The sequence below is a fragment of the Woeseia sp. D3-10 genome (assembly GCF_055809415.1).
This window is the reverse complement of the sequence record NZ_JBVVTW010000007.1, coordinates 470,464-494,168: the sequence shown is the minus strand read 5'-3', so window position 1 is coordinate 494,168 and position 23,705 is coordinate 470,464. Positions and strand designations below refer to the sequence as shown.

Genomic DNA, 23,705 nt, shown 5'->3' with positions numbered 1-23,705 from the left:
ACGAACATAAACGGAACTAGAGATGAGTACGATTTACGATGTCAAAGCTGAAGTTGCCGCCAGTACGTTGCTGGACAAGGCAGGGTATGAGGCAATGTATCGGGATTCCGTTACGGACAACGAAGGCTTCTGGAAAAAACAAGCCACAATCGTTGACTGGATAAAGCCTTTCAGCAAGGTCAAGGACGTCTCGTTCGCACGCGACGACGTGCACATTCGCTGGTACGAAGATGGCACATTGAACGCTTGTTACAACTGTGTCGATCGTCATCTCGCAACGAAAGCTGACGACGTAGCCATAATTTGGGAAGGCGACGATCCACAACGCGACCTGAAAATCACTTACGGCGAGTTGCACAAACGGGTTTGCCGGTTCGCCAATGCCCTGAAAAAACTCGGCGCGAAGAAGGGCGACCGTATAACGCTGTATATGCCGATGATTCCGGAAGCGGCAGTCGCAATGCTGGCCTGCGCCCGGATAGGCGCTGTGCATTCGGTTGTATTCGGTGGCTTTTCGCCGGAGGCATTGGCAGGCCGAATACACGATTGCGAATCGAACATCGTGATTACCGCGGACGAGGGTCTGCGAGGTGCCAAGAAAATACCGTTGAAAGCAAGCGTTGACGCTGCTGCAGCGCACGAGAGCGTTACGACCCTTGAGAAAGTGCTGGTTGTTCGTAATACCGGTGCGGATGTCGAGTGGGATGCCGATCGCGACAATTGGTTGCACGAACTGGAATCAGAAGTCGACGATGACTGCCCCTGCGAGGAAATGTCGGCTGAAGACCCGTTGTTTATTCTTTATACGTCAGGCTCAACGGGCAAGCCGAAAGGCGTGCTGCACACCACCGGTGGTTATCTGGTCTACGTAGCACTTACTCACAAGTACGTGTTCGACTACAAACCTGGCGATGTGTACTGGTGTACGGCGGACGTTGGCTGGGTCACGGGACATAGTTACATCGTCTACGGACCGCTGGCCAACGGGGCAATCACGCTGATGTTTGAAGGCGTACCGAATTACCCCAGTGCGTCGCGCTTTTGGGAAGTGTGCGACAAACACCAGGTCAACATTTGTTATACCGCGCCCACGGCGATTCGTGCATTGATGCGTGAAGGCGACGCGCCGGTTAAGAAAACTACGCGGGCATCGCTGCGCTTGCTCGGCTCAGTGGGTGAGCCCATAAACCCGGAAGCCTGGGAGTGGTACTACCACGTCGTTGGCGACGAGCGCTGCCCGATCGTTGATACCTGGTGGCAGACAGAGACAGGCGGCATCCTGATCAGTCCGTTGCCGGGTGCCACGGCGCTAAAACCTGGTTCGGCGACCCGACCGTTGTTCGGCATTCAACCGGCCATCGTCGATAGTGAAGGTACCGAACTCGAAGGCGCCGCAGCGGGTAACCTCGTCATCAATGATTCCTGGCCGGGTCAGATGCGCACCGTGTATGGCGATCATCAGCGGTTTGTCGATACCTACTTCTCGACGTTCCCTGGCCGCTATTTCACCGGAGACGGCGCGCGCCGCGATGCAGACGGAGACTACTGGATCACAGGACGAGTGGATGATGTTCTGAATGTGTCAGGGCATCGTATGGGTACTGCGGAAGTTGAAAGCGCTCTCGTTTCTCACCCTAAGGTTGCTGAGGCGGCAGTCGTCGGCTATCCACACGACATCAAAGGTCAGGGTATATACGCCTACGTCACTCTAATGGACGGCGTCGCCTCCAGTGATGACCTGAGATCAGAGCTGGTGAAATGGGTACGCAAGGAAATCGGACCGATTGCAGCGCCCGACCTTATACAGTGGGCGCCGTCGCTGCCCAAGACCCGTTCTGGAAAAATCATGCGCCGCATTCTGCGCAAGGTGGCAGAGGACGAGTTTGGCAACCTCGGAGACACGTCCACGCTCGCGGATCCTGGGGTTGTGCAGGACCTTATTGATAATCGGATGAATCGCCACTCAGACTGACCTGCGGGTTAGCGCCGCCGTTAGCGGTGCACGACGACTTCGTGCGCTGCTATCGTTGCTTGGAGGTCGCGATCAGGCGGCCTTGCCGTCCTTGCGATCAACGCGCTTGTACTCGCCGATGTGCTTTTCATACGAACGTACAAACTCTTCGGCGATGTGTTGCGGGAATGGCCCGCTGCCACTCTTGGTGATGATGGGGTAGAGCTCGCAATAGAGCTGCCAATACTTCGGTTTGCCGAACGTGCCGAGCAGCGGTTTGCGACCAAGAGTGCGATCAAAATTGTCCTGTAGTTCGTCCGGGTCAAAGCGATCCGAAAATTCTTTGAACGAAGTCACCATCGCCTCAATAACGGCATCCTGGTGGAACTTCAGATCGCGGCAGACTTCCTTAACGCTGTCGATCGGGCCAAGGTACTCGCCTTCTTTGCCGACCAGCAATTGCTTCACGGAGTCGTTGCAGTTCTCGGCCAGTTTCAACGGATTGTTGTGCCGCGGTAGCACAGTTGTCTGGTCGAGGCGGAACATGCTCTTAAGGTTCGCGCGACTATCCAGCAACTCCGAAGTACCACTTACAAACTCGCGCAAGACCTGACCAGCGTTGCGCATGATATCCCGCGGGTCCATTGAAGCATGTATATCGTCTTTATCGATTCCGGCGCCTTGCAAGAATGCTGCGAACAAATCGTCATCTGCGACTGCCTTTTCAGCGGCGGGTTTTTTCCTTGCAGCAGGTTTTGCTGGTGACGCAGTTACGCGTGGACGTTCCCGTTCCATGCGTGTGGTGCCAAAGAGCGCCGACTTGAATGCGTCGTCGCCGGTAATTTCTTCTTCGTCGAGCAGTTGAATGCCCGTACGCATAGGCTCTTCGGGTACGAGTTGGTCTATGTGCTCGGCAACAACCTGTTGGTCAGGTTCCATCGCGAGTACGAGACTCTCGCCTTCGTCAATGCTAACCAGCATCTCGAACTCGCCCATACGCAGACGATCGCCGTTGAACAGGCGGCGTGGATTGCCTTTACCGAGTGGTTCATCGGAGTCGTTGACGAACAACCCGTTTGTGCTGATATCTGCTACGTAATAGGCACCGTTCTGGTAGTCGATGGCAGCGTGGCGGCTGGATACGAAGCGATCGTTATCCGGCAGTATCCAGTCGCTTTGCAGGCCACGGCCTATCGTCCCGCCAGTTTCGTTAAACTGTCGTACGGCGTCGCCGGCCATCAGGCGTTGGTGTTCACTGGTGATTTTGAGTTGTAACGGCATCGTTCGCGTTGATCCCAGTTGTGAGGTCCGAAAGGCGTTATTCGGCCACAGTGCTCGATATCGGCACATTCTGCCGACAGCTGGCGATGTGCGCTGCCGAGCAGTTCACACAAAACGGAGCGGAACCGGCGGCGGACGGAGCCCTGTTGTCGGGGCGGACCTGGCTTGCGACGGGGAAAGTGGGCAGGCAAGCGGCTAGAATATGCGTACACTAGCGCCGGAAGTGTGTCCTCTAGATTTACCGGGTGTGGCCTAAGTCAATGTCTAAAAAGAGAATTTTCAAGATAGTGTTCATGAATCAGGGGCAGGTCTTTGAGATCTACGCCCGCAGCGTGGCGCACGGTGCGTTATTCGGCTTTGTGGAAGTCTCTGAGCTGACCTTCGACGAGCGCAGCTCCGTCGTCGTTGATCCGGGTCAGGAAAAGATCAAGTCGGAATTTGCCGGCGTGAAATCAACCTATTTGCCAATGCACTCGATCATTCGCATTGACGAGGTGGACAAACAGGGCACCAGCAAGGTGTCGAAACTTGAGGGCAGCAACGTCGCGCAATTTCCGTTGCCGGTTTACACGCCAGGCGGCGACAAGCGCTAGGTACAGCCGTAAGTTCCTGTCACTGGTTCGATACGGGTCGCTCCGGTATCATCGCCAACCTTCCTTTCGCGCTACTTCAAGAGTCCAGTCAGTTTGGCAACAATACCGTTTGATACAGCGGCAGAGAGCGGCAAGTGCCTGCTCCAGTTGCCTGGCCAGAGAGCGCTGTCCGACTTCCGTCTGCGTAAAGCGTTGGCAGCCGTTCGTGAGCGAGTACCTGCGGTCACGGCGCTGGCCTCTCGCTACTGCTACTTCGTCAACCTGCACCGCGAGCTCGACACAAACGAAAGATCCAGGCTGGAGGCATTGCTACTGGCGGACGAACCGCTGGGTGAGTTGCCAGCCAACGCACAGTCACTGATCGTTGCGCCGCGCGCGGGCACGATATCGCCGTGGTCGAGCAAGGCAACCGACATTGCGACAGCTTGCGGCATGGATGCCATCGAGCGCATAGAACGCGGTGTGACTTACGCACTGCAATCGAACTCGCCGCTATCCGCTGATTCTGTGCGGCAGGCGGGAATCGCTTTGCTCGATCGCATGACCGAGGGCCTGTTGTTGTCCGCGGATGACGCGGCGGCTTTGTTTGTTGCTGGTCAACCGGGGCGCAGAGGCACTGTGCCAATAGCCAGCGACGGTCGCGCCGCGTTGGTGACAGCAAACACTGACCTGGGCCTTGCGCTGTCCGACGACGAGATCGATTACCTGTATGAAAACTACACGCGCCTCAATCGCGAACCGAGCGACGCCGAGCTGATGATGTTTGCGCAGGCAAACTCGGAGCATTGCAGGCACAAGATTTTTCGGGCGAGCTGGGTAATCGACGGTGCTGAACGTAGCGAACAGCTGTTCGACATGATTCGCAGCACGACCGAACGTACGCCTGCCGGCGTTCTGTCCGCCTATTCAGACAATGCAGCCGTCATAGAGGGCTGGCGCGGCCAGCGATTACTGGCGGATCCCGCGAGCCGCGAGTACGTTCTTTGTGACGAAGACATTCACGTACTCATGAAAGTCGAAACGCACAACCACCCGACAGCTATCTCACCGTTTCCGGGCGCCGCGACGGGTTCGGGTGGCGAAATTCGTGATGAAGGTGCGACCGGTCTGGGTGCCAAACCCAAAGCCGGGCTGACAGGATTCAGCGTATCCCATTTGCGAATTCCCGGTTACTCACAACCGTGGGAAGATGACGTCGCGCACCCGGAGCGCATGGCGACGCCCCTGCAGATCATGCTCGAAGGACCGATTGGTGGTGCGGCCTTCAATAACGAATTTGGTCGTCCGAATCTGGCGGGTTACTTCCGCACCTACGAAACCCGTATGCCGGGCATGTCCGAGTACGAACGGCATGGCTACCACAAACCCATCATGATCGCCGGCGGGCTGGGTAATGTTCGTGCCGAACATGCGGTGAAGATTGATGTTCCGGTCGGCGCGAGGGTTGTCGTCATTGGCGGGCCGGCGATGCTGATTGGTCTGGGCGGTGGTGCGGCATCGAGTGTCGCCAGCGGTACCAGTTCGGAAGACCTGGATTACGCCTCAGTCCAGCGCGGCAATCCGGAAATGCAACGGCGAGCCCAGGAAGTAATTGATCGCTGCTGGTCGATGGGCAGCAACAATCCGTTACTGCTGATTCACGATGTTGGCGCGGGCGGTTTGTCGAACGCGGTACCGGAGGCTGTCGATCACAGCAAACACGGCGCGCGGATAGACTTGCGCAAGATTCCAAATGCTGAGCCCGGCTTGTCGCCGATGGCAATCTGGTGCAACGAGGCGCAAGAACGCTACGTGCTGATTGTCGCTGAACAACGCATGAGCGAATTTGCGGCATTGTGTGAGCGCGAACGCTGCCTGATGGCAGACATAGGCGAGCTGACGGACGACGGGCGGTTGCTGGTTATCGACAGCGAGTTCGACGAAAGCGTAGTCGACATGCCCATGGAAATGTTACTTGGCAAAGCGCCGCAGATGACGCGCGACGTTGTACACCTGCCAGAGCTCGATGCCCCGCTGGATATCGACGGTATCGAGCTGCGTGACGCAATTGACCGTGTGCTGCGCTTCCCTGCGGTTGCTGACAAGTCGTTCCTGATTCATATCGGGGACAGAACCGTTGGAGGGCTTAGCGCACGAGACCAGCTGATTGGGCCTTGGCAGGTTCCTGTCAGCGATGTTGCGATAACGGCAAGCGGCTTTAACAGTACGACCGGTGAGGCGATGGCCATGGGTGAGCGTACTCCGCTGGCTTCACTCAACGCGCCGGCGTCCGGGCGCATGGCCGTCGGCGAAGCAGTTTGTAACATTGCAGCAGCGTCGATCGGCAAAATTTCAGACATCCGCTTGTCGGCAAACTGGATGGCGGCTGCCGGACACCCGGGCGAGGACGCAAGGCTTTTCGATACCGTAAAAGCCGTCGGTCACGAACTGTGCCGTGAGCTGGGCATAGCCATTCCGGTCGGCAAGGACTCCTTGTCCATGCGGGCGGCGTGGGACGATGAAAATGGCAGTCACGAAGTCGTAGCGCCGGTCTCACTGATTGTGACCGCGTTTGCGCCTGTGGGCGACATCCGGCGCCAGCTGACACCTCAACTTCGTGACATCGATGAGCCAAGTCGTCTGTTACTGCTCGACCTTGGCGACGGTGCGAACCGCCTCGGCGGCTCCTGTCTGGCACAAGTATTTACCCGACACGGCGGTGCAACGCCCGATCTTGATCATCCGTCTTTGCTTAAGAACTTTTTCGCCGCAGTACAGCAGCTGAATGAGGAAGACCTGATACTGGCCTACCACGATCGTTCAGACGGTGGTCTGTTAGCGGCAGTCTGCGAAATGATGTTCGCAGGTCACCTTGGTGCTGCACTGAATTTGCCCGGCTCTGAGCAGGACCGTTTGCGACAACTGTTTAGCGAAGAGCTCGGTGCTGTCCTGCAAATCGCCGACAGCAAGCTGGCCGAGGTCATGGCGATACTGGAACGGCACGGTGTTGCGTGGGTCGACGTTGGTTGCGTAGAGGCTGATCAGCAACTGACCATTTATGCTGATGACGAAGTCGTGCTGCGCATAGACCGGGTTGAACTGCACCGGACCTGGTCTGAAACCAGTTTTCGCATGCAGGCGCTGCGCGACAATCCGGACACCGCACGCGAAGAATACGATCGCTTGCTGGACCGCGACGATCCCGGCTTGAACGTGAAGCTGACGTTTGACCCGAATGACGACGTAGCAGCGCCATTTGTCGGCGGTAACAAGCCGCGCGTGGCTGTCTTGCGTGAACAGGGCGTCAATAGTCAGGGCGAGATGGCCGCAGCGTTTCTGCGTGCGGGTTTCGTTGCCGTTGACGTTCACATGAGCGACCTGCTGGAAGGCCGCGATAACCTGGCCAACTACCACGGGGCTGTCGCTTGCGGTGGCTTCTCGTTCGGCGATGTGCTCGGCGCAGGTGGCGGCTGGGCACGTTCAATTCTTTACCAGCCCGTGTTGCGCGAGCAGTTTGCGGAATTTTTTGCGCGAACAGATTCGTTTGCACTGGGTGTTTGCAACGGCTGTCAAATGCTGTCGCATTTGCGCGAGCTCATCCCCGGTAGTGCACATTGGCCTCTCTTCCTCGGTAATCGTTCCGAGCAGTTCGAGGCGCGGCTGAATCTTGTTGAGGTCGGTGAGTCTTCGTCATTGTTCTTGCAGGACATGCGAGGCAGTCGTCTGCCGATAGTGACGTCCCACGGTGAAGGTCGGGCGGTGTTTGCCGATCAGGCACAGCAACACGCGGCACGACCGCATATAGCACTGCGTTACGTCGATAACTACGGCGTTCCGGCTGAGCGCTATCCATCCAATCCCAATGGGTCGGAGGGCGGTGTTTGCGGGTTTTCCAATTCCGATGGGCGCGTCACGATCATGATGCCGCACCCGGAACGCGTTGCTCGTACGGTGCAGCATTCGTGGCACCCGGCAGAGTGGGGCGAAGACGGACCGTGGTTGCGAATGTTCCGTACGGCAAGGCGCACGCTCGGATAACGACGATTGTCGCGTCGTTCGCCGGATCAGGTGGGCCCCAGAGTACCGCCGTTACTTTCCTGAACAAAGAACCGACGTACTTTGATCGCGCGTGTGAGTTTTCCGCGTCTGACGAAGCACTGGTAGAACATGTCTTTCATGACTTCCAGCAATACCCCGGCCTGAGCGCGGTTTAACAACGGCAGTTCTTCTTCCGAACTGGCGGCGAACAGTGTTTTCTTTATCGGGGCGAACGAATCGTCGTCGATCTCGGCGATACGTTGTGCTTCCATCACTTCGTCGAATGCCCGCAGTTTGCCGTCCTTGCCCATTGTCTCGAATGCGCTGGCACCGGCGCGTCGGCACATCGAGGCGAACGCATTAAAGTTGTTGTGTGTATAGCAAGACAGTGCTTCGCGAAACAGGACCTCTGTTTGTTTGGGCAAATACGAAAACGGAAAGCGCTCTTTCGGGCGCTCAAGTTCGACGAAGTTCTGAAACAATTCGACATCGTCGTCGTTGTACTCTTTCACCGCGAAGCGGAGAAATACCGGTGCATTGCAGGCATCACAGCGGTAAACGAGGCCCACGTGTTTGGGCTTTTCGATCAGCAAGGTGGCGACGTTGGGCACAGACTGTGGCGACATGTGCGAGTACACGTTGCAGTAGGGGCATTCAAGTCCGAACTGTTCGCTGGACTGCTGTAGCAGTCCACGATCACGCGCAAGGGTTATGCTCATTGCTTTTATTCTGCTTGCGCCGCCGGCTGGGCCGCGGCAGTGGCTTCAGTATAGCGGCAGTTCAGCCTTCTACTGACAAGCATTTGGACATAATCCGCTCAAGTGCCTGTTTGTTTCGGTGCGCTCCAGCGACCGAGCGATCGTTCTGCCGCGGCATTGGCAGGGCGAGCGATCAAGGCATCCCGGCTCAGGCTGATGTCATAGCGGGCGCCGTCGGCCATCGGCACGTAAGTGGCAGTGCCGTAGTAGGCATCAACACCGGGGAGTAGCAAGGGGTAACGCCTTGCGAGTTGCCACAAGTCGGCCGGATTCTCGTCTGACAGTTGATGCACGGTTCGGCGATCATTGCGCTCACGGTCAATTTCCGTGTAACGACCGCTGAGGCGTTCGAGGCGATAAATCGGATCCAGGCCGAAAATGGTAACGGGCGGCTTCCAGTTAATCAGTCGCGCGTCGATCTGCCATTCGTCCCCCCGAAGTTCAAACAGGCGGTCTTGCTCGCCTCGTATCAACAGCCGGGCCTGATAGGTATCCGGCCCGGTCGCCCGAAACTCAATACTCGAAATAATCTGTTCGGCCGTCAGTCGTTCATAGCTGTAATAGCTGAAGGTCAGCAAGATTGCCGCTGCAGCTATGGACGCAGAAAGCAGGCAGCTTACGCAGGAGCTGCCCGCGCGCAGGAAGCGACCATGGCGCGTGCAACGTACCGTTCGCCCAAAGAACAACAGCGCCAACAAGGTGGATACAGCGGTTGTTGCGAGCAGGGCATTCATGGCGTCTCCTGCCGCCGATTAATCAGGTATCGAGTCGACGGTATTTGATTCGGTGCGGTTGTGCCGCGTCAGAGCCGAGACGTTTCTTGCGATCTTCTTCGTACTCTGTGTAGTTGCCTGTGTACCACGTTACCTGACTGTCACCTTCGAACGCGAGTATGTGCGTGGCAATACGATCAAGGAACCAGCGATCATGCGAAATAACGATTGCCGAGCCGGGGAATTCCAATAAGGCTTCTTCCAGCGCTCGCAAGGTTTCTACATCCAGATCATTGGTCGGTTCATCGAGCAACAACAGGTTGCCGCCAGCCTTCAGCATCTTGGCGAGGTGTACTCGATTGCGTTCACCGCCGGATAGCAAGCCAATCTTCTTTTGCTGATCGCCGCCTCGAAAATTGAATCGGCCGACGTACGCTCGCGACGGCGTTTCGTATTTGCCAACCTGGATGATGTCCTGACCTTCGGAAATTTCTTCCCAGACAGTCTTGTTGTCGTCGAGGCTGTCACGAGACTGGTCGACGCTGGCGACGGTGACGCTGTCGCCAATGCGGATGGAGCCGGAATCCACTTCCTGCGTGCCGGCAATCATGCGAAACAGCGTTGTCTTGCCGGCACCGTTCGGGCCGATAATGCCCGCAATACCGCCCGCAGGCAGTGAAAAACTCAGACCGTCCATCAGCAGTTTCTCACCAAACGCCTTGCGTACGTTGTCGGCGTCTATGACGACGTCACCCAGTCGCGGCCCCGGCGGAATGTAGATTTCGTTGGTCTCATTGCGTTGTTGATAGTTGCTGGAGGACAACTCGGCAAACTGGCGCATACGCGCTTTCGATTTGGCCTGTCGGCCTTTAGGGTTGGAGCGGACCCATTCAAGTTCGGACTGCATGGCCTTGCGGCGGGCTTTTTCGCCAGCTTCTTCATTGGCGAGTCGCTGTTCTTTTTGTTCCAGCCAGGATGAGTAGTTGCCTTCCCAGGGAATGCCATGTCCCCGATCGAGTTCAAGTATCCAGCCGGCGACATTGTCCAGGAAGTATCGATCATGGGTCACGGCAATGACAGTGCCGGGGTATTCTTCGAGGAAGCGCTCAAGCCAGGCAACCGATTCTGCGTCCAGGTGGTTGGTTGGCTCGTCCAGCAACAGCATGTCTGGCTCGGACAGCAGCAAGCGGCACAGCGCGACGCGACGGCGCTCGCCGCCGGACAACGTGGTGACGTCGGCGTCCCACGGTGGCAGACGCAATGCATCGGCCGCGACGTCGAGTTTTCGATCCAGTTCCCAGCCGCCGGCCGCTTCAATCTGGTCCTGCAGCTTGCCCTGTTCTTCAAGCAGCGAGTTCATCTCGTCGTCGCCCATCGGTTCGGCAAACTTCATGCTGATCTCGTTAAAGCGGTCGAGCAGCGCTTTTGCTTCCCCAACTCCTTCTTCGACGTTGCCGCGCACGTCTTTTGACGGGTCGAGCTCCGGTTCCTGCGGCAGGTAGCCGATGTTGATGCCGGGCTGCGGCCGGGCTTCGCCTTCAAACTCTTTGTCGATACCCGCCATGATGCGCAGCAAGGTGGATTTGCCGGAGCCGTTCAGGCCGAGTACGCCGATCTTGGCTCCCGGGTAAAAGCTGAGAGAGATATCACGAATGATAAAACGTTTCGGTGGCACAACTTTGGCCACCCGGTTCATTGTGTATATATACTGCGCCATGCCATTTCTTCAGAAAACAAAGTTGCCGCATTATCCGGTAAGCGGCAGCAATAGAAAACACCCGACATGAATGAGTGCCTGCCACGTGAGTACTAAGCCCGTGTACGTGTACAAAGGCCAGTCGCTCGCCGCGTACGGATTTGGCAGCGATCACCCATTCGGTACAGATCGCCATGATGTCTTTCACAGGGCGTTGGCGGCAGCTCAACTTGGCAGTCGCGTCCATTTCGCGACGCCTGAGTCGGCAAATCCTGAGCTACTGGCGTTGTTTCACAGCGACGCATACATTCGGCAGGTCGAGCGGATGTCCGAACAGGGAAGTGGCTATCTGGATCACGGTGACACGCCGGCGGTGCCCGGGATTTACGAAGCAGCACTCACCGTCGTTGGCACGACGCTCGCCGCGACTGACGCGATCATGGCTGGCGAAACGAACCGGGCTTTCGTGCCTATAGCCGGCTTGCATCATGCGTCACGATTGGGGGCGGCCGGTTTCTGTGTTTTCAATGATTGCGGCGTAGCGATCGAGTACCTGCGGCGAGACCACGGCATCCATCGTATTGCCTACGTGGATATCGATGCGCATCATGGTGATGGCGTTTACTACGGCTTCGAGGACGACCCGGAGCTAATATTTGCCGATACCCATGAGGATGGCCGCTTCCTGTACCCCGGCACCGGCGCGGCCTGTGAAACGGGTAAAGGCGAGGCAGACGGCCGCAAACTCAATATCCCACTGCCAATGAATGCTGGCGACGAAGAATTTCTGACGGCCTGGGAACGGGTCGTAGCACTGCTGCACGAGACTCAGCCGGAATTCATTATCTTGCAAGCCGGTGCTGATGGGCTGGATGGTGACCCGATCACTCACCTTCGGTTTACCGAAGCCGTGCATCGGCGAGCAACAGCGGACCTGTGTGGCATTGCTGATCGTTATGCCAGTGGCCGCTTGCTGGCCACCGGCGGCGGTGGCTATAACCGCAGCAATCTGGGCCGAGCCTGGACGGCGGTGGTCAAGGCGATGGTCGAGACGGAATAGCATAACAGCGCCCGGCGGGGGGCAAGGATTGTGTACAATTGCGGCTCTTTTCCGTCGGCCCAGCCGCTATAGCCGGGCTCGCGGTGATTGTTTCTGCCGCTCGCTCTACTGGAGATCCGTTGTATGTTCGTTGAGACCGCCTCAATCGAGGAATTTGATGCTGATCTGTACGCCGCCATCGTTGCTGAAGCTCGCCGACAGGAAGAGCACATTGAACTGATAGCCTCGGAAAATTACACCAGCCCGAGGGTGATGGAAGCGCAAGGCTCGGTGCTGACGAATAAATACGCGGAAGGTTACCCTGGCAAGCGCTATTACGGTGGTTGTGAATACGTTGATGTTGCGGAGCAGCTGGCGATCGACCGGGCGAAGACCCTGTTCGGCGCTGACTACGCGAACGTGCAGCCGCATTCCGGCTCGCAAGCGAACGCGGCGGTTTGCCTGGCGCTGCTCAACGCCGGTGACACGATACTGGGCATGAGCTTGTCCGACGGTGGTCACCTGACACATGGCTCGCCGGTTAATTATTCCGGTAAATTGTTCAATGCAGTGCAATACGGCGTTGTCGCTGAAACAGGCCTGGTGGATTACGATCAGGTCGAGGCACTTGCCAAAGAACACAAGCCGAAGATGATCATCGCCGGCTTTTCCGCCTATTCGCGCGTGATGGACTGGCAGCGCTTTCGCGATATCGCGGATAGCGTTGGTGCCTGGCTGATGGTCGATATGGCACACGTCGCCGGTCTGGTTGCGGCGGGTCTGTACCCGAATCCGGTGCCGCTAGCCGATGTTGTAACTACAACGACCCACAAGACGCTGCGCGGTCCACGCGGTGGCCTGATTCTCGCGAAGCGCAATGACGAGATCACCAAGAAATTCAACTCGCTGGTTTTTCCGGGCACGCAGGGTGGCCCGTTGATGCACGTGATTGCCGGCAAAGCTGTCGCGTTGCTGGAAGCAATGGGTGACGACTTTAAGACCTACCAGCAACAGGTTATCGATAACGCACGGACCATGGCAGCAACGCTGACCGAGCGCGGCTACGAGATCATTTCGGGCGGTACTGACAACCACCTGATGCTGGTCAGTCTGATCAAGCAGGACATCACTGGTAAAGACGCGGATGCCGCGCTGGGTCGCGCCAATATCACTGTCAACAAGAACACCGTTCCGAATGACCCGCGCTCGCCGTTTGTTACCAGCGGCTTGCGGCTGGGTACGCCGGCAATCACCACGCGTGGCTTCGGCGCTGATGAAACCCGCGAGCTCAGCAACTGGATTGCCGATGTGCTGGACGATATTGGCAATGACGCGACGATCGATCGTGTGCGCGGGCAGGTGCTCGAACTTTGCAAGCGTTTCCCGGTTTACGGCTGAATCAGCACTTCCACTTGAGGCGCCATGTACTGTCCGTTCTGCAGCCACGAAGAGACCAAGGTGATAGATTCGCGACTGGCTGCGGACGGTCGTCAGATTCGGCGACGGCGCCAGTGCCTCGATTGTAACGAGCGTTTCACTACGTTTGAGAGTGCGGAACTTGTCATGCCACGGCTGGCGAAATCCGACGGTCGTCGCGAGCCATTCGACGAAGAGAAAATGCGCAGCAGTATGCACCGTGCGCTGGAAAAGCGGCCGGTACCTTCTGATAACTTCGAACAGGCTGTGGGCCGCCTCGTGCATCGTTTGCGGACCATGGGTGAACGGGAGGTGCCGTCACGGCTGGTGGGCGAACTCGTCATGGAAGAACTGCGCGAGCTGGATGAAGTTGCTTACGTTCGGTTTGCGTCTGTCTACCGGAGTTTTCAGGACGTGACAGAATTCCAGGAAGAAATTCGACGCTTGCAGGAGATTTCAGACGCAACCGCGGCCCGCGAGCAAATGTCATTGTTGCCGGAGCTGCCGGAAACTCCGAAAAGGCGCTGATCCATAGCGACCATTGTCATGGCTGATTTCACACAACAGGATTACCGTTGCATGGCGCGTGCCTTGCAGCTCGCGCGGCGTGGCGAATATACAGCCCGCCCCAATCCCATGGTTGGTTGTGTACTGGCGGTTGGCGACGAGATCGTCGGTGAAGGCTGGCATGAGGTAGCCGGTGGACCGCACGCTGAAGCGGCAGCGTTGCTGGCCGCAGCCGGTCGGGCGCGCGGTGCTACTGCGTACGTGACGCTGGAGCCGTGCGCACACACCGGGCGCACCGGGCCGTGTACTGACGCGTTGATTGCAGCCGGCGTAAGCCGGGTAGTAGCGACCTTGCAAGATCCTTTTTCGGCGGTTGCCGGCCAGGGTTTTGCGAAATTGCGTGCCGCGGGTGTGACGGTAGACGTGGGTTTGATGCAGGACGCGGCAAGTGCTTTGAACCGCGGCTTTTTGTCGCGCATTGAACGCCTGCGCCCCTTCGTGCGTTTGAAAATGGCGTCCAGCCTGGATGGCGCGACGGCCATGTCGAATGGGGAAAGTCAGTGGATCACCGGTGCGGCGGCGCGTCATGATGTGCAACGACTGCGCGCATTGTCGGGTGCCGTATTGACGGGGGGCGGAACCGTTAAGGCAGACGACCCGCTGCTCAATGTGCGAGATCAATTCCCCGGCGGGCGGCAGCCATTGCGCGCGCTGCTTGATAGCCGCCTGACCAGCGATCACCGGGCCCGGATGCTGCAAGACGACACGGCGACTCTCGTGTTTTGCATTGACGATAGCGACAGCGAACGCTTCGCTGCAACGAATGCGGAAATTGTGAAAGTCGTCGCAATCGACCAAAAACCGTCATTGCAGGCGGTGATGGAGGAGCTGGCGGAACGGCAAGTGAACGACTTGCTGGTCGAGGCCGGTCCAACCCTGGCTGGCAGCTTGTTGATGGCCAATCTGGTGGATGAACTTGTTATCTATCAGGCGGCCCATATCATGGGGAGCCAAACCAAAGGTCTGGTTGCAACGCCAAACTGGACGAAACTACTGGACCGTTTGCCCCTCCGGGTTACTGATCGGCGGGTAGTCGGTACCGATTTACGCATTACGGCTGTACCGGCAGCCCGGCCAATGACACACACTGGAAGCTGACTGAATGTTTACCGGCATCATCAAGGCCATTGGCCAGATTGCGGATCTGCAGCCACGTGGCGGCGACCTGCGCCTGCGGGTCAATGCGCCCGGCCTGCCGTGGCAGGAGTACGCGCTCGGCGACAGCATCGCGGTCAACGGTGTTTGCCTCACGGCGGTCACGCTGGATTCTGACGGCTTTGCGGCCGACGTATCGAATGAAACGCTGAAGGTGACCACCTTGTCAGCGCTGCAGCGTGGCAGCCGGGTTAACCTGGAGCCAGCACTGGCCCTGGGCGAGCGACTGGGCGGCCACATGGTCAGCGGGCACGTGGACGGTATTGGCAGGATTCATTCGCGCACGAACGACGCGCGGGCCGTGCGCTTCGAGGTGGCGGTACCCCCGGAGCTTGGACGCTATATTGCGCAAAAAGGCTCGGTAGCCGTTGATGGCGTCAGCCTGACGGTCAACTCCGTCAGCGGTGAATTGTTCACGGTAACTATCATTCCACACACCATAGATGAGACCATTATTGGTGATTATCGCGTCGGTTCGACGGTAAACATCGAAGTGGACATGATGGCGCGTTATCTCGAGCGTCTACTGGGCACTGACGGCAACATTTCCGAAGAGTTTTTGAAGGCACATGGCTATGGCTGACAACACAACTCCGCACCCGGCAGCGGCCGGCATATCGTTTTCACCAATTGACGAGATCATTGCTGATATTCGCGACGGCAAGATGGTCATCATGGTGGATGACGAAAACCGCGAGAACGAAGGCGACCTCCTGATGGCTGCCGAAAAAGTGCGGCCGGAAGACATCAACTACATGGCGCGCTACGGTCGCGGCCTCATTTGCCTCACGTTGACCCGTGAGCGCTGCAAGCAATTACGTCTGCCATTGATGGTGGACGACACTGACCTGCATCACGCAACCAACTTCACGATCTCTATTGAAGCGGCGGAAGGTATTACCACCGGCATCTCCGCGCACGATCGCGCTCGCACCGTACGGGCCGCAGTTGCCGCCGGGGCGAAAGCGGAAGACTTGCGTCAGCCTGGCCATATCTTTCCTGTCATGGCGCAGCCCGGCGGCGTGTTGACCCGTGCCGGGCATACCGAAGCCGGCTGCGATCTGGCTCGACTTGCGGGGCTGGCGCCGGCGGCCGCCATAGTGGAAATTCTGAACGAAGACGGCAGCATGGCGCGACGTCCGGATCTCGAGACATTTGCGCGTCAGCACAACGTGAAAATTGGCACCATTGCCGACCTAATCCGTTACCGACTTGAAAAAGAGCAGTTCATTGACCGGATTGCCGAGCAAAACGTGACCACGGCACACGGTGATTTCAAATTGTACTGTTACGATGACCGCGTAAATCGCACCGTGCACCTGGCATTGGTCAAAGGCGACCTGAGTCAGAGCAGCGATCCGCTTGTGCGTGTGCAGATACAGGACACGCTGGGCGATGTGCTGGGAGTGGTCAATCCGCGTCTCGGCTGGCCGGTCAACGACGCTATCGAACGTATCGCAAAGGAACCCGCCGGCGTGGTCATCGTGTTGCGCGAGCAGGAATCATCTCGCGAATTGATGGAAACGGTCAGCGAACTGGCCAAGCCGGATGATGAGTTGCGCAGGAAGCGCACAGGTGAAGCCGTGCTGCGCACCTATGGTGTGGGCGCGCAGATTCTGCGCGACCTGGGCGTGAACCGCATGCGTGTTCTGTCAGCGCCAAAACAAATGCAGGCGATTTCAGGTTTCGACCTCGAGATCACTGAGTACGTAGAAAAATAGAAGGATTGTGGCTGGTCGCCGTATTGGCTCAGGCCAACACGGCACGGCCCGGAACAGCGATTATGGACAAAATAAAATCAACTGAAGGCGATTTGTTGGCGCGCGACATGCGTTTTACGATCGTCGCTGCACGCTTTAATGACTTCATCGTCGAATCCCTGATCAAAGGTGCATTGTCCTGTTTGCGAAGGCACGGTGCTTCCGATACGGATATCGACATCGTGCGTGTGCCCGGAGCCTTCGAAATGCCGTTGGCCGTTGAAGCGGTGGCCAAAGCGCGGCGTTGCGATGCGATCATTGCGCTGGGTGCTGTTATTCGTGGCGGCACGCCGCACTTCGACTATGTCTCCGGAGAATGCATTAGCGGAATCGCGCGGGCTGGTCAGAATCACGCCATGCCGATTGGTTTCGGTGTCTTGACCGTGGACAGCATTGAGCAAGCTATCGAGCGTGCCGGGACCAAAGCCGGCAACAAAGGCGAAGAAGCAACACTGGCCGTCATCGAAATGGTTAGTTTATTGCGCAAGCTGTCTTGATTTGCGCGGCAATCGAATCTTTATGGGTATAGCAACATGAGCAAGGCGCCAGGTCGCCGGGGACGCGCGCGCGAGCTGGTTGTGCAGGCCCTTTACCAAATGCAAATCAGTGGCCATGACCGCAACGAGTTGTTGCGCCAGTTTCATGAGCGACCGGAATATGCGCGGGTTGAAGCCGAGTATTTCGATGAAGCCGTGTTGACTATTTGTGAACAACAAGTGGCGTACGAGGAAACGATTTCGGGGTATTCAGATCGCCCGGTTGTGCAACTGGACCCAGTCGAGCGGGCGATACTGTTATTGGGTATTTTCGAACTGACCTCGCGAATTGATATTCCGTACCGGGTGGTCATCAATGAATCCGTCAATCTCAGCAAACGCTTTGGCGCCGTCGATGGCCATAAATTCATCAATGCGCTGCTCGATCGGGCAGCACCGGATTTGCGCGTCGCTGAAGCCCGTAAATCCTGACCCCCCAACAGGGTAGCCGTCATGGCGATCGATGAGTTCGAGCTGATAGACCGGTACTTTCGTCGCGAGTCAGGTGCAGGCGTTGCGCTCGGCATTGGCGATGACGGTGCACTGCTGGATGTGCCGCCTGGCCAGCAACTGGTGGCGGTTGTCGACACCAGTGTTGCCGGCGTTCACTTTCCCACTGACCTCGATCCTGCTGACATCGGCTACCGTGCGGTCGCGGTGAATCTCTCCGACCTGGCAGCGATGGGCGCGACACCGGCCTGGATGACACTGGCACTTACGCTGCCGGCTTCGGAAGCCGCGTGGCTGGAAGCGTTTGCAAACGGTTTGTTTGCTGCGGCCGATGAGTACGACGTGGCTCTGGTCGGTGGCGATACAACTCGTGGCGAGCAGGCTGTGATTAGCGTCCAGCTGCTCGGTTTGCTCGCGAACAAAGCAGGACTGTTGCGCAGCGGATGTCAGCCTGGCGATGGCATTTATGTCAGCGGGACTTTGGGTGACGCCGCGGCAGGGTTGGCGCTGATTCAGCAAGCAGCGGCGGAAAATGAACTGACAGCACGTTTTCGTCGACCCAGTGCCCGCGTGCAACTGGGGCGCGCGGTCAACGGTATCGCCAGCGCAGGTATTGATATCTCGGACGGCTTGTACGCCGACCTGCAACGTGTTCTCGTTGCATCCGGGGTTGGCGCAACGATAGAGCGCAACCAGTTGCCTGTATCTTCGGCGCTGCTCGCATTCGCGGGCGATAAGTCCGCAAGACGACTCGCGCTGGAAGGCGGTGATGATTACGAGTTGTGTCTGACCGTCCCGCCGGCGGCCGATGCCGAATTCCGGCGTGTTGCTGCGAAGGTCGGTGTAGCGGTTACCCGAATTGGATCAGCGGACGATGCCCCGGGCTTACGCCTGACTGATGCTGGTTGCGCTGTTGAATTTTCCAGTGCTGGCTACCGGCATTTCGCCAATCAGGATTTACCCGAACATGACTGAACAGCAATCCCTGGCCCGCACCGTCATGACGGATCCCGTGCATTTTTTGGCATTCGGTTTCGGTTCAGGTCTGGCGCCGAAGGCGCCAGGAACTGCCGGTACGGTGGCAGGGATTCTGGTGGCATTGTTGTTTCTGCCGCTGCCAATGACCTTGCGCGTGGCAGCAGGCGTTCTCATAACGCTTATCGGTATCTGGTTATGTGGCGAGTCGGCGCGCCGGATAGGCGTGCACGACCATCCTGGAATCGTCTGGGACGAGATCGCGGGTATCTACCTGACGCTGCTGGTCGTACCAGCCCAGATTGCTTGGTGGCTGGCGGCTTTTGGCCTGTTCCGGCTGTTCGATATCTGGAAGCCCTGGCCGATTCGGGACCTGGATCACAGACTACATGGTGGGCTCGGAATTATGCTTGATGACCTCGCAGCTGCCCTGTATGCCGCACTAGTGCTTGTATTCAGTGGTTGGCTTATGTCATGACGAAGACGGACCTCTATGACTGGCAAAGTCACCCCGCTAAAGCGCCCGAGCAATGTGCCGGCGAAGATTGGCAAGTACGTCATCATCAACAAGGTGGGGCAGGGTAGTACTGGGGTAGTCTACCTTTCGCACGATCCTTATTACCGCCGCGATGTTGCGATCAAGGTATACAACATCGAGGAAGACGCAGACGCCGATCGAGCGCGCGTTTCACGCAAGATGTTCTTCAACGAAGCCCACATGGTTGGCATGTTGCAGCACCCGAACATTCTGCCGATCTATGATGCCGGTGAAGAAGACGGCAAATACTACGTAGTCACCGAACACATTCAAGGTGCACGCACGCTCGCGGCTTATTGCCGACCAGACAACCTGCTGCGCGTCGATGACGTTGTTGAAACAGTCTACAAATGCGCAAAAGCTTTGCACTATGCGCACGGACGCGGCGTTATCCATCGTGATATCAAGCCAAGCAACATCATGTTGACGATTGACAATGACGTTCGCATCATCGATTTCGGAATCGCGATCTGTAACGACTCGGAAGTGTCACGCATTGAAGGCATTGCCGGCTCCCCCAGCTATATGTCGCCGGAGCAAGTGCAGTCTGAAGAACTGACATCCCGTTCTGATATCTATTCGCTCGGCGCTGTTCTCTATGAACTGTTGACCGGGTTCCGCCCGTTCCGCGCTGACAACTTGTCGAAATTGCTGCACCAGATTGTCTATGCGACGCCGCCGCCGATCCACACTTATCGCAAGGATCTGCCCGAAGAGTTGGAAAATGTCGTGGCAATGACGATGCATAAAGAGGCATCTAAACGTTGCGCGAGTGGCAATGCATTAGCCGCCGATCTGACCCGTGTTTATCAGGATCTACGCGCCAAGTACGACAGCCTGGACAATCAAGAACACTTCGATCTGCTACGTGCGTTGACATTCTTCCACGAGTTTTCCCATGCTGAAATCTGGGAAGTGCTGCGCGCTAGTGATTGGCACGAGTACAAGGATGAAGAAGATATCGTCCGCGAAGGAGAGATGGACGATCGTTTCTATATCATCGTGGCGGGGCAGGCGTCAGTCGAAGCCAACGGTAAGAAACTGGGAGAGCTCGAAGCTGGCGATTGTTTCGGCGAAACGAGCTATGTCCGTGGCGCCAAGCGAACTGCGTCGATTCGTGCCACCGGCGCCGTAACGATACTGCGGGTAAGCTCAACACTGATGGAGCAGGTGTCATCATCCTGCCAGTTGCGCTTCAACAAGGTCTTCTTGCGCTCCCTGATCACCCGTTTGCAGGGCGATGGAAGTGCCGAAACCTCCTGAGCTCTCGGCGCGCCGTTAGTCGTCGTTGTCGAAGTCCTGCAGAACCGACTCTCCGCCAGCGCTTTTCATTAGTATCTCAACCCGCTGTTCCGCGTCCTTGAGCGCTGACTGACAATTGCGTGTCAATTTCACTCCCTGCTCGAATTTCTGCATGGCTTTTTCCAGCGGCAGGTCGCCGCTTTCCAGCTCTTTAACCAGCGTTTCCAGCTGTACCAGTGACTTTTCGAGGTCGATTTCTTTCTTGGCGCTCATGGAGTTCCTGTCGGGCGATGTGCGGATTCGGCTGTACGCTACCCTTGCGCGCGCGCACCGTCAACGAGGTCGCAGGCTGCGTTGACAAGACCAGTGACCGCGCATAAAGTGAGTTTCCGATTAGACTTAGTCTAAATTGTTTTGGTACGAGTACGTTGGAGAGGAACGATCATGTCTTTGAAGGGCAGCAAAACCGAGGGCAACCTGAAAGAAGCGTTTGCCGGCGAGTCACAGGCTAATCGCCGTTATTTGTATTTTGCGGCAAAAGCGGACGTCGAAGGCTACAACGATGTTGCGGCCGTATTCCGTTCAACGGCAGAAGGTGAAACCGGCCACGCGCACGGCCACCTGGAATACCTTGAGGAAGTAGGCGACCCGGCTACGGGCCTGCCGATCGGTGCAACAGCCGACAACCTCAAATCGGCCATTGCCGGTGAAACGCACGAATACACCGACATGTACCCGGGCATGGCGAAAGCAGCTCGTGACGAAGATTTCGACGAAATCGCAGACTGGTTCGAGACGCTTGCAAAAGCAGAGCGCTCGCACGCCAATCGCTTCCAGAAAGCGCTGGACGCATTGGACGACTGATGAACCGGCCGTGACTGCCCGGCAAAGCCGGGCAGTCCGGTTTTTGCGGCCGCCCGTTCTGGAATCTTCTCATGAGCAACAACGGCGACAGGCGCGAGGGCAGTCTCGAAGCCCCGACGCGGCATCCGCTTGCATGGCAAACGGACGAATTCTACGACCATAAGGCACTGGATACCGAGCTCGAACGGGTTTTCGATATCTGTCACGGATGCCGACGCTGTTTCAATCTTTGCAACGCATTCCCGACGCTCTTCGACGCTATCGATGCGTCTGACAGCATGGAAGTCGATGGCGTACCGAAGGAAGTGTATTGGGACGTTGTTGATAACTGCTACCTCTGCGACATGTGCTACATGAGCAAGTGCCCGTATGTGCCGCCGCATGAATGGAACGTTGATTTCCCGCACTTGATGTTGCGCGCCAAGGCCACGCGTTTTCGCGAGCAGGGTGCGAGTAAACGCGATCGCATTCTTAGTTCCACTGACAAGGTAGGGCGCTTTGCCGGAATTCCGGTCGTTGTGCAGACGGTAAATGCCAGTACACGCAACAAGACTGCGCGCAAATTGCTGGAAAAGACGCTCGGCGTGCATCATGCCGCGCCGTTGCCGGCCTATCATTCCCGTACAGCCCGCAAACGTCTGAAATCACATCGTGATGAGAATGGGAACTCAGCGGTTGTTGCCGGAGAGACAACCGGCAAGGTGGTGCTGTTCACAACCTGTTATGGCAACCGGAATATGCCGGCACTTGCCGAAGACCTGGTCGCGGTTTTCGAACACAACGGTATAGCGGTAGCCCTGGCCGAGCAGGAAGTCTGTTGCGGCATGCCCAAACTGGAGCTGGGTGATTTGCAGGCAGTCGCCAGCGCGAAAGACAAAAACATTCCCGTACTGGCCGAGTGGGTCGAGCGAGGCTGGGATATTGTTACGCCGATTCCGTCGTGCACGCTCATGTTCAAACAGGAACTACCGCTCATGTTCCCGGATGACGCTGCCGTCAGCAAAGTGCGCAATGCCATGTACGATCCTTTTGAATACTTGATGTTGCGCCACAAGCACGGCAAGTTGAACACCGAATTCAAGAACTCTCTGGGCACGGTTGCTTATCAGGTTGCCTGCCATTTGCGGGTACAGAACATTGGCCTCAAGACTCGCGACATACTTGCCATGGCGCCGGATACACAGGTGCAGGCTATAGAGCGCTGTTCTGGCCACGATGGCACGTACGCAGTTAAAAAAGAGTTTCACGAAATATCCAAAAAAATCGCCCGGCCAGTCGTCAATAAAGTCAAGAAGGCAGCCCCGCAACATTTTGCGAGTGATTGCCCGATGGCGGCCGACCAAATTGCACAGAGCCTGGATGACAACGGTGCCGAGCATCCGCTCGCGTTGCTGCGCCAGGCCTACGGAATCTGATTCATGCGCAAACTAAGTAAAGACCAACTGTATGGACTCGAAAAATACGCCGAGGTCCGTCCCGAATTCCGTAACGAAGTGCTGGCTCACAAGCGCAACCGGCGACTGGAACTTGGCACCAATGCGACCTTGTATTTCGAAGACCGCATCACGGTTCAATATCAAGTGCAGGAGATGCTACGGATCGAACGAATATTTGAGGCGGCTGGAATCAACGAAGAGCTGGCGGCCTACAATCCTTTGATACCGGACGGCAGCAACTGGAAAGCGACCTTCATGATCGAGTTCCCCGACGTGGATGAGCGCCGGGCAATGTTAAAGCAATTGATCGGAATCGAGGATCGGGTCTGGATGCAGGTTGGCGAAGGTGATCTGATCCGCCCAATTGCCAACGAAGACTTGCCGCGCTCAACGGACGAGAAAACCTCGGCCGTGCATTTCATGCGTTTCGAGTTGTCGGCGGCCGATGTTGCTGGCCTGAAAGCAGGTAAGGAGCTGGCAGCCGGTATAGACCACAAGAACTACCAGGTCGAATTGCGGCCGGTGCCCGCCAACGTTCGGCAGTCATTGCTGAACGACCTGGATTGAGTGGCCGGGTAAACGAGAGAATTTTCGCTACGCCCGCAACTATTTGTCTGATAGTGACTTTTGAAGTTGTTTTTTCAGCCGCAATTCACTCAGACAAGCCTCCCATAAATCAGTAAACTGTCCCCGGATTTTTCCTTGCGGCGTTCCAGAT

22 protein-coding genes are annotated in these 23,705 nt (G+C 57.1%); 17 read left to right on the top strand and 5 right to left on the bottom strand.

Translation table 11 applies throughout. The features are described from left to right. Positions 1–22 precede the first annotated feature (22 nt). On the top strand, positions 23–1,972 hold the full coding sequence (gene acs, locus AC0L8N_RS02960) for an acetate--CoA ligase (protein WP_473666085.1): 1,950 nt from the start codon (positions 23–25) through the stop codon (positions 1,970–1,972). A gap of 72 nt (positions 1,973–2,044) precedes the next feature. Here acs and tagH read toward each other — a convergent pair whose 3' ends face one another. After that, a complete protein-coding gene (tagH, locus tag AC0L8N_RS02955) occupies positions 2,045–3,232 on the bottom strand; it encodes a type VI secretion system-associated FHA domain protein TagH (RefSeq protein ID WP_473666084.1) in 1,188 nt (395 codons plus the stop codon). 260 nt (positions 3,233–3,492) lie between these two features. On the opposite strand from tagH, the gene AC0L8N_RS02950 reads away from it, so the two are divergent. Both AC0L8N_RS02950 and purL read left to right on the top strand, forming a co-directional pair. Next, the gene (locus tag AC0L8N_RS02950; protein ID WP_473666083.1) at positions 3,493–3,825 is read left to right on the top strand and encodes a DUF1820 family protein; all 333 of its coding nucleotides are present in this window, start codon (positions 3,493–3,495) and stop codon (positions 3,823–3,825) included. A gap of 93 nt (positions 3,826–3,918) precedes the next feature. After that, positions 3,919–7,842 carry a phosphoribosylformylglycinamidine synthase gene (purL, locus tag AC0L8N_RS02945; RefSeq protein WP_473666082.1) on the top strand — a complete coding sequence of 1,308 codons (3,924 nt, stop codon included), beginning with the start codon at positions 3,919–3,921 and terminating at the stop codon, positions 7,840–7,842. Between the two features lie 26 nt (positions 7,843–7,868). On the opposite strand, the gene AC0L8N_RS02940 is transcribed toward purL, so the two are convergent. The 3 genes from AC0L8N_RS02940 to ettA all read right to left on the bottom strand — a co-directional run bounded on the left by AC0L8N_RS02940 (position 7,869) and on the right by ettA (position 11,030). Continuing rightward, a complete protein-coding gene (locus AC0L8N_RS02940) occupies positions 7,869–8,561 on the bottom strand; it encodes a hypothetical protein (RefSeq protein ID WP_473666081.1) in 693 nt (230 codons plus the stop codon). A 98-nt stretch (positions 8,562–8,659) separates the two neighbouring features. Next, positions 8,660–9,334 (bottom strand): hypothetical protein, encoded by a 675-nt coding sequence (locus AC0L8N_RS02935; protein WP_473666080.1) that lies wholly within the window; start codon positions 9,332–9,334, stop codon positions 8,660–8,662. Positions 9,335–9,356: 22 nt separating this feature from the next. Further along, positions 9,357–11,030, bottom strand: coding sequence for an energy-dependent translational throttle protein EttA (gene ettA, locus AC0L8N_RS02930; RefSeq protein WP_473666079.1), 1,674 nt, complete (start codon positions 11,028–11,030; stop codon positions 9,357–9,359). An 85-nt stretch (positions 11,031–11,115) separates the two neighbouring features. Here ettA and AC0L8N_RS02925 point away from each other — a divergent pair, with 85 nt between their 5' ends. The 11 genes from AC0L8N_RS02925 (at position 11,116) to AC0L8N_RS02875 (ending at position 20,708) form a co-directional block, all read left to right on the top strand. Further along, positions 11,116–12,069, top strand: coding sequence for an acetoin utilization protein AcuC (locus AC0L8N_RS02925; RefSeq protein WP_473666078.1), 954 nt, complete (start codon positions 11,116–11,118; stop codon positions 12,067–12,069). A 123-nt stretch (positions 12,070–12,192) separates the two neighbouring features. Continuing rightward, positions 12,193–13,446, top strand: coding sequence for a serine hydroxymethyltransferase (glyA, locus tag AC0L8N_RS02920; RefSeq protein WP_473666077.1), 1,254 nt, complete (start codon positions 12,193–12,195; stop codon positions 13,444–13,446). 24 nt (positions 13,447–13,470) lie between these two features. Beyond that, on the top strand, positions 13,471–13,992 hold the full coding sequence (nrdR, locus tag AC0L8N_RS02915; RefSeq protein WP_473666076.1) for a transcriptional regulator NrdR: 522 nt from the start codon (positions 13,471–13,473) through the stop codon (positions 13,990–13,992). An 18-nt stretch (positions 13,993–14,010) separates the two neighbouring features. Next, positions 14,011–15,129: a bifunctional diaminohydroxyphosphoribosylaminopyrimidine deaminase/5-amino-6-(5-phosphoribosylamino)uracil reductase RibD gene (ribD, locus tag AC0L8N_RS02910; protein ID WP_473666075.1), complete on the top strand. Its 1,119-nt coding sequence runs from the start codon at positions 14,011–14,013 to the stop codon at positions 15,127–15,129. Positions 15,130–15,133: 4 nt separating this feature from the next. Then, on the top strand, positions 15,134–15,769 hold the full coding sequence (locus AC0L8N_RS02905; RefSeq protein ID WP_473666074.1) for a riboflavin synthase: 636 nt from the start codon (positions 15,134–15,136) through the stop codon (positions 15,767–15,769). Positions 15,770–15,800: 31 nt separating this feature from the next. Next, positions 15,801–16,907, top strand: coding sequence for a bifunctional 3,4-dihydroxy-2-butanone-4-phosphate synthase/GTP cyclohydrolase II (gene ribBA, locus AC0L8N_RS02900; protein ID WP_473670005.1), 1,107 nt, complete (start codon positions 15,801–15,803; stop codon positions 16,905–16,907). A gap of 62 nt (positions 16,908–16,969) precedes the next feature. After that, entirely contained in the window at positions 16,970–17,443 is a 474-nt protein-coding gene (ribH, locus tag AC0L8N_RS02895) for a 6,7-dimethyl-8-ribityllumazine synthase (protein ID WP_473666072.1), read from the top strand. A 36-nt stretch (positions 17,444–17,479) separates the two neighbouring features. Beyond that, entirely contained in the window at positions 17,480–17,914 is a 435-nt protein-coding gene (gene nusB, locus AC0L8N_RS02890) for a transcription antitermination factor NusB (protein WP_473666071.1), read from the top strand. 21 nt (positions 17,915–17,935) lie between these two features. Continuing rightward, the gene (gene thiL, locus AC0L8N_RS02885; protein WP_473666070.1) at positions 17,936–18,907 is read left to right on the top strand and encodes a thiamine-phosphate kinase; all 972 of its coding nucleotides are present in this window, start codon (positions 17,936–17,938) and stop codon (positions 18,905–18,907) included. Continuing rightward, entirely contained in the window at positions 18,900–19,385 is a 486-nt protein-coding gene (locus AC0L8N_RS02880; protein ID WP_473666069.1) for a phosphatidylglycerophosphatase A family protein, read from the top strand. The genes thiL and AC0L8N_RS02880 overlap by 8 nt, the downstream gene beginning before the upstream one ends. A 15-nt stretch (positions 19,386–19,400) precedes the next feature. After that, entirely contained in the window at positions 19,401–20,708 is a 1,308-nt protein-coding gene (locus tag AC0L8N_RS02875; RefSeq protein WP_473666067.1) for a protein kinase domain-containing protein, read from the top strand. A 15-nt stretch (positions 20,709–20,723) separates the two neighbouring features. Here the strand turns inward: AC0L8N_RS02875 and AC0L8N_RS02870 are convergent, their stop codons facing one another. Continuing rightward, entirely contained in the window at positions 20,724–20,960 is a 237-nt protein-coding gene (locus tag AC0L8N_RS02870; RefSeq protein ID WP_473666066.1) for an exodeoxyribonuclease VII small subunit, read from the bottom strand. 171 nt (positions 20,961–21,131) lie between these two features. Between AC0L8N_RS02870 and AC0L8N_RS02865 the strand changes: the two genes are divergently transcribed. The 3 genes from AC0L8N_RS02865 to AC0L8N_RS02855 all read left to right on the top strand — a co-directional run bounded on the left by AC0L8N_RS02865 (position 21,132) and on the right by AC0L8N_RS02855 (position 23,554). Then, positions 21,132–21,551 (top strand): rubrerythrin family protein, encoded by a 420-nt coding sequence (locus AC0L8N_RS02865; RefSeq protein WP_473666065.1) that lies wholly within the window; start codon positions 21,132–21,134, stop codon positions 21,549–21,551. 71 nt (positions 21,552–21,622) lie between these two features. Further along, positions 21,623–22,966 (top strand): heterodisulfide reductase-related iron-sulfur binding cluster, encoded by a 1,344-nt coding sequence (locus AC0L8N_RS02860; RefSeq protein ID WP_473666064.1) that lies wholly within the window; start codon positions 21,623–21,625, stop codon positions 22,964–22,966. A 3-nt stretch (positions 22,967–22,969) separates the two neighbouring features. Continuing rightward, positions 22,970–23,554: a DUF3501 family protein gene (locus AC0L8N_RS02855; protein WP_473666063.1), complete on the top strand. Its 585-nt coding sequence runs from the start codon at positions 22,970–22,972 to the stop codon at positions 23,552–23,554. Positions 23,555–23,705 lie beyond the last annotated feature (151 nt).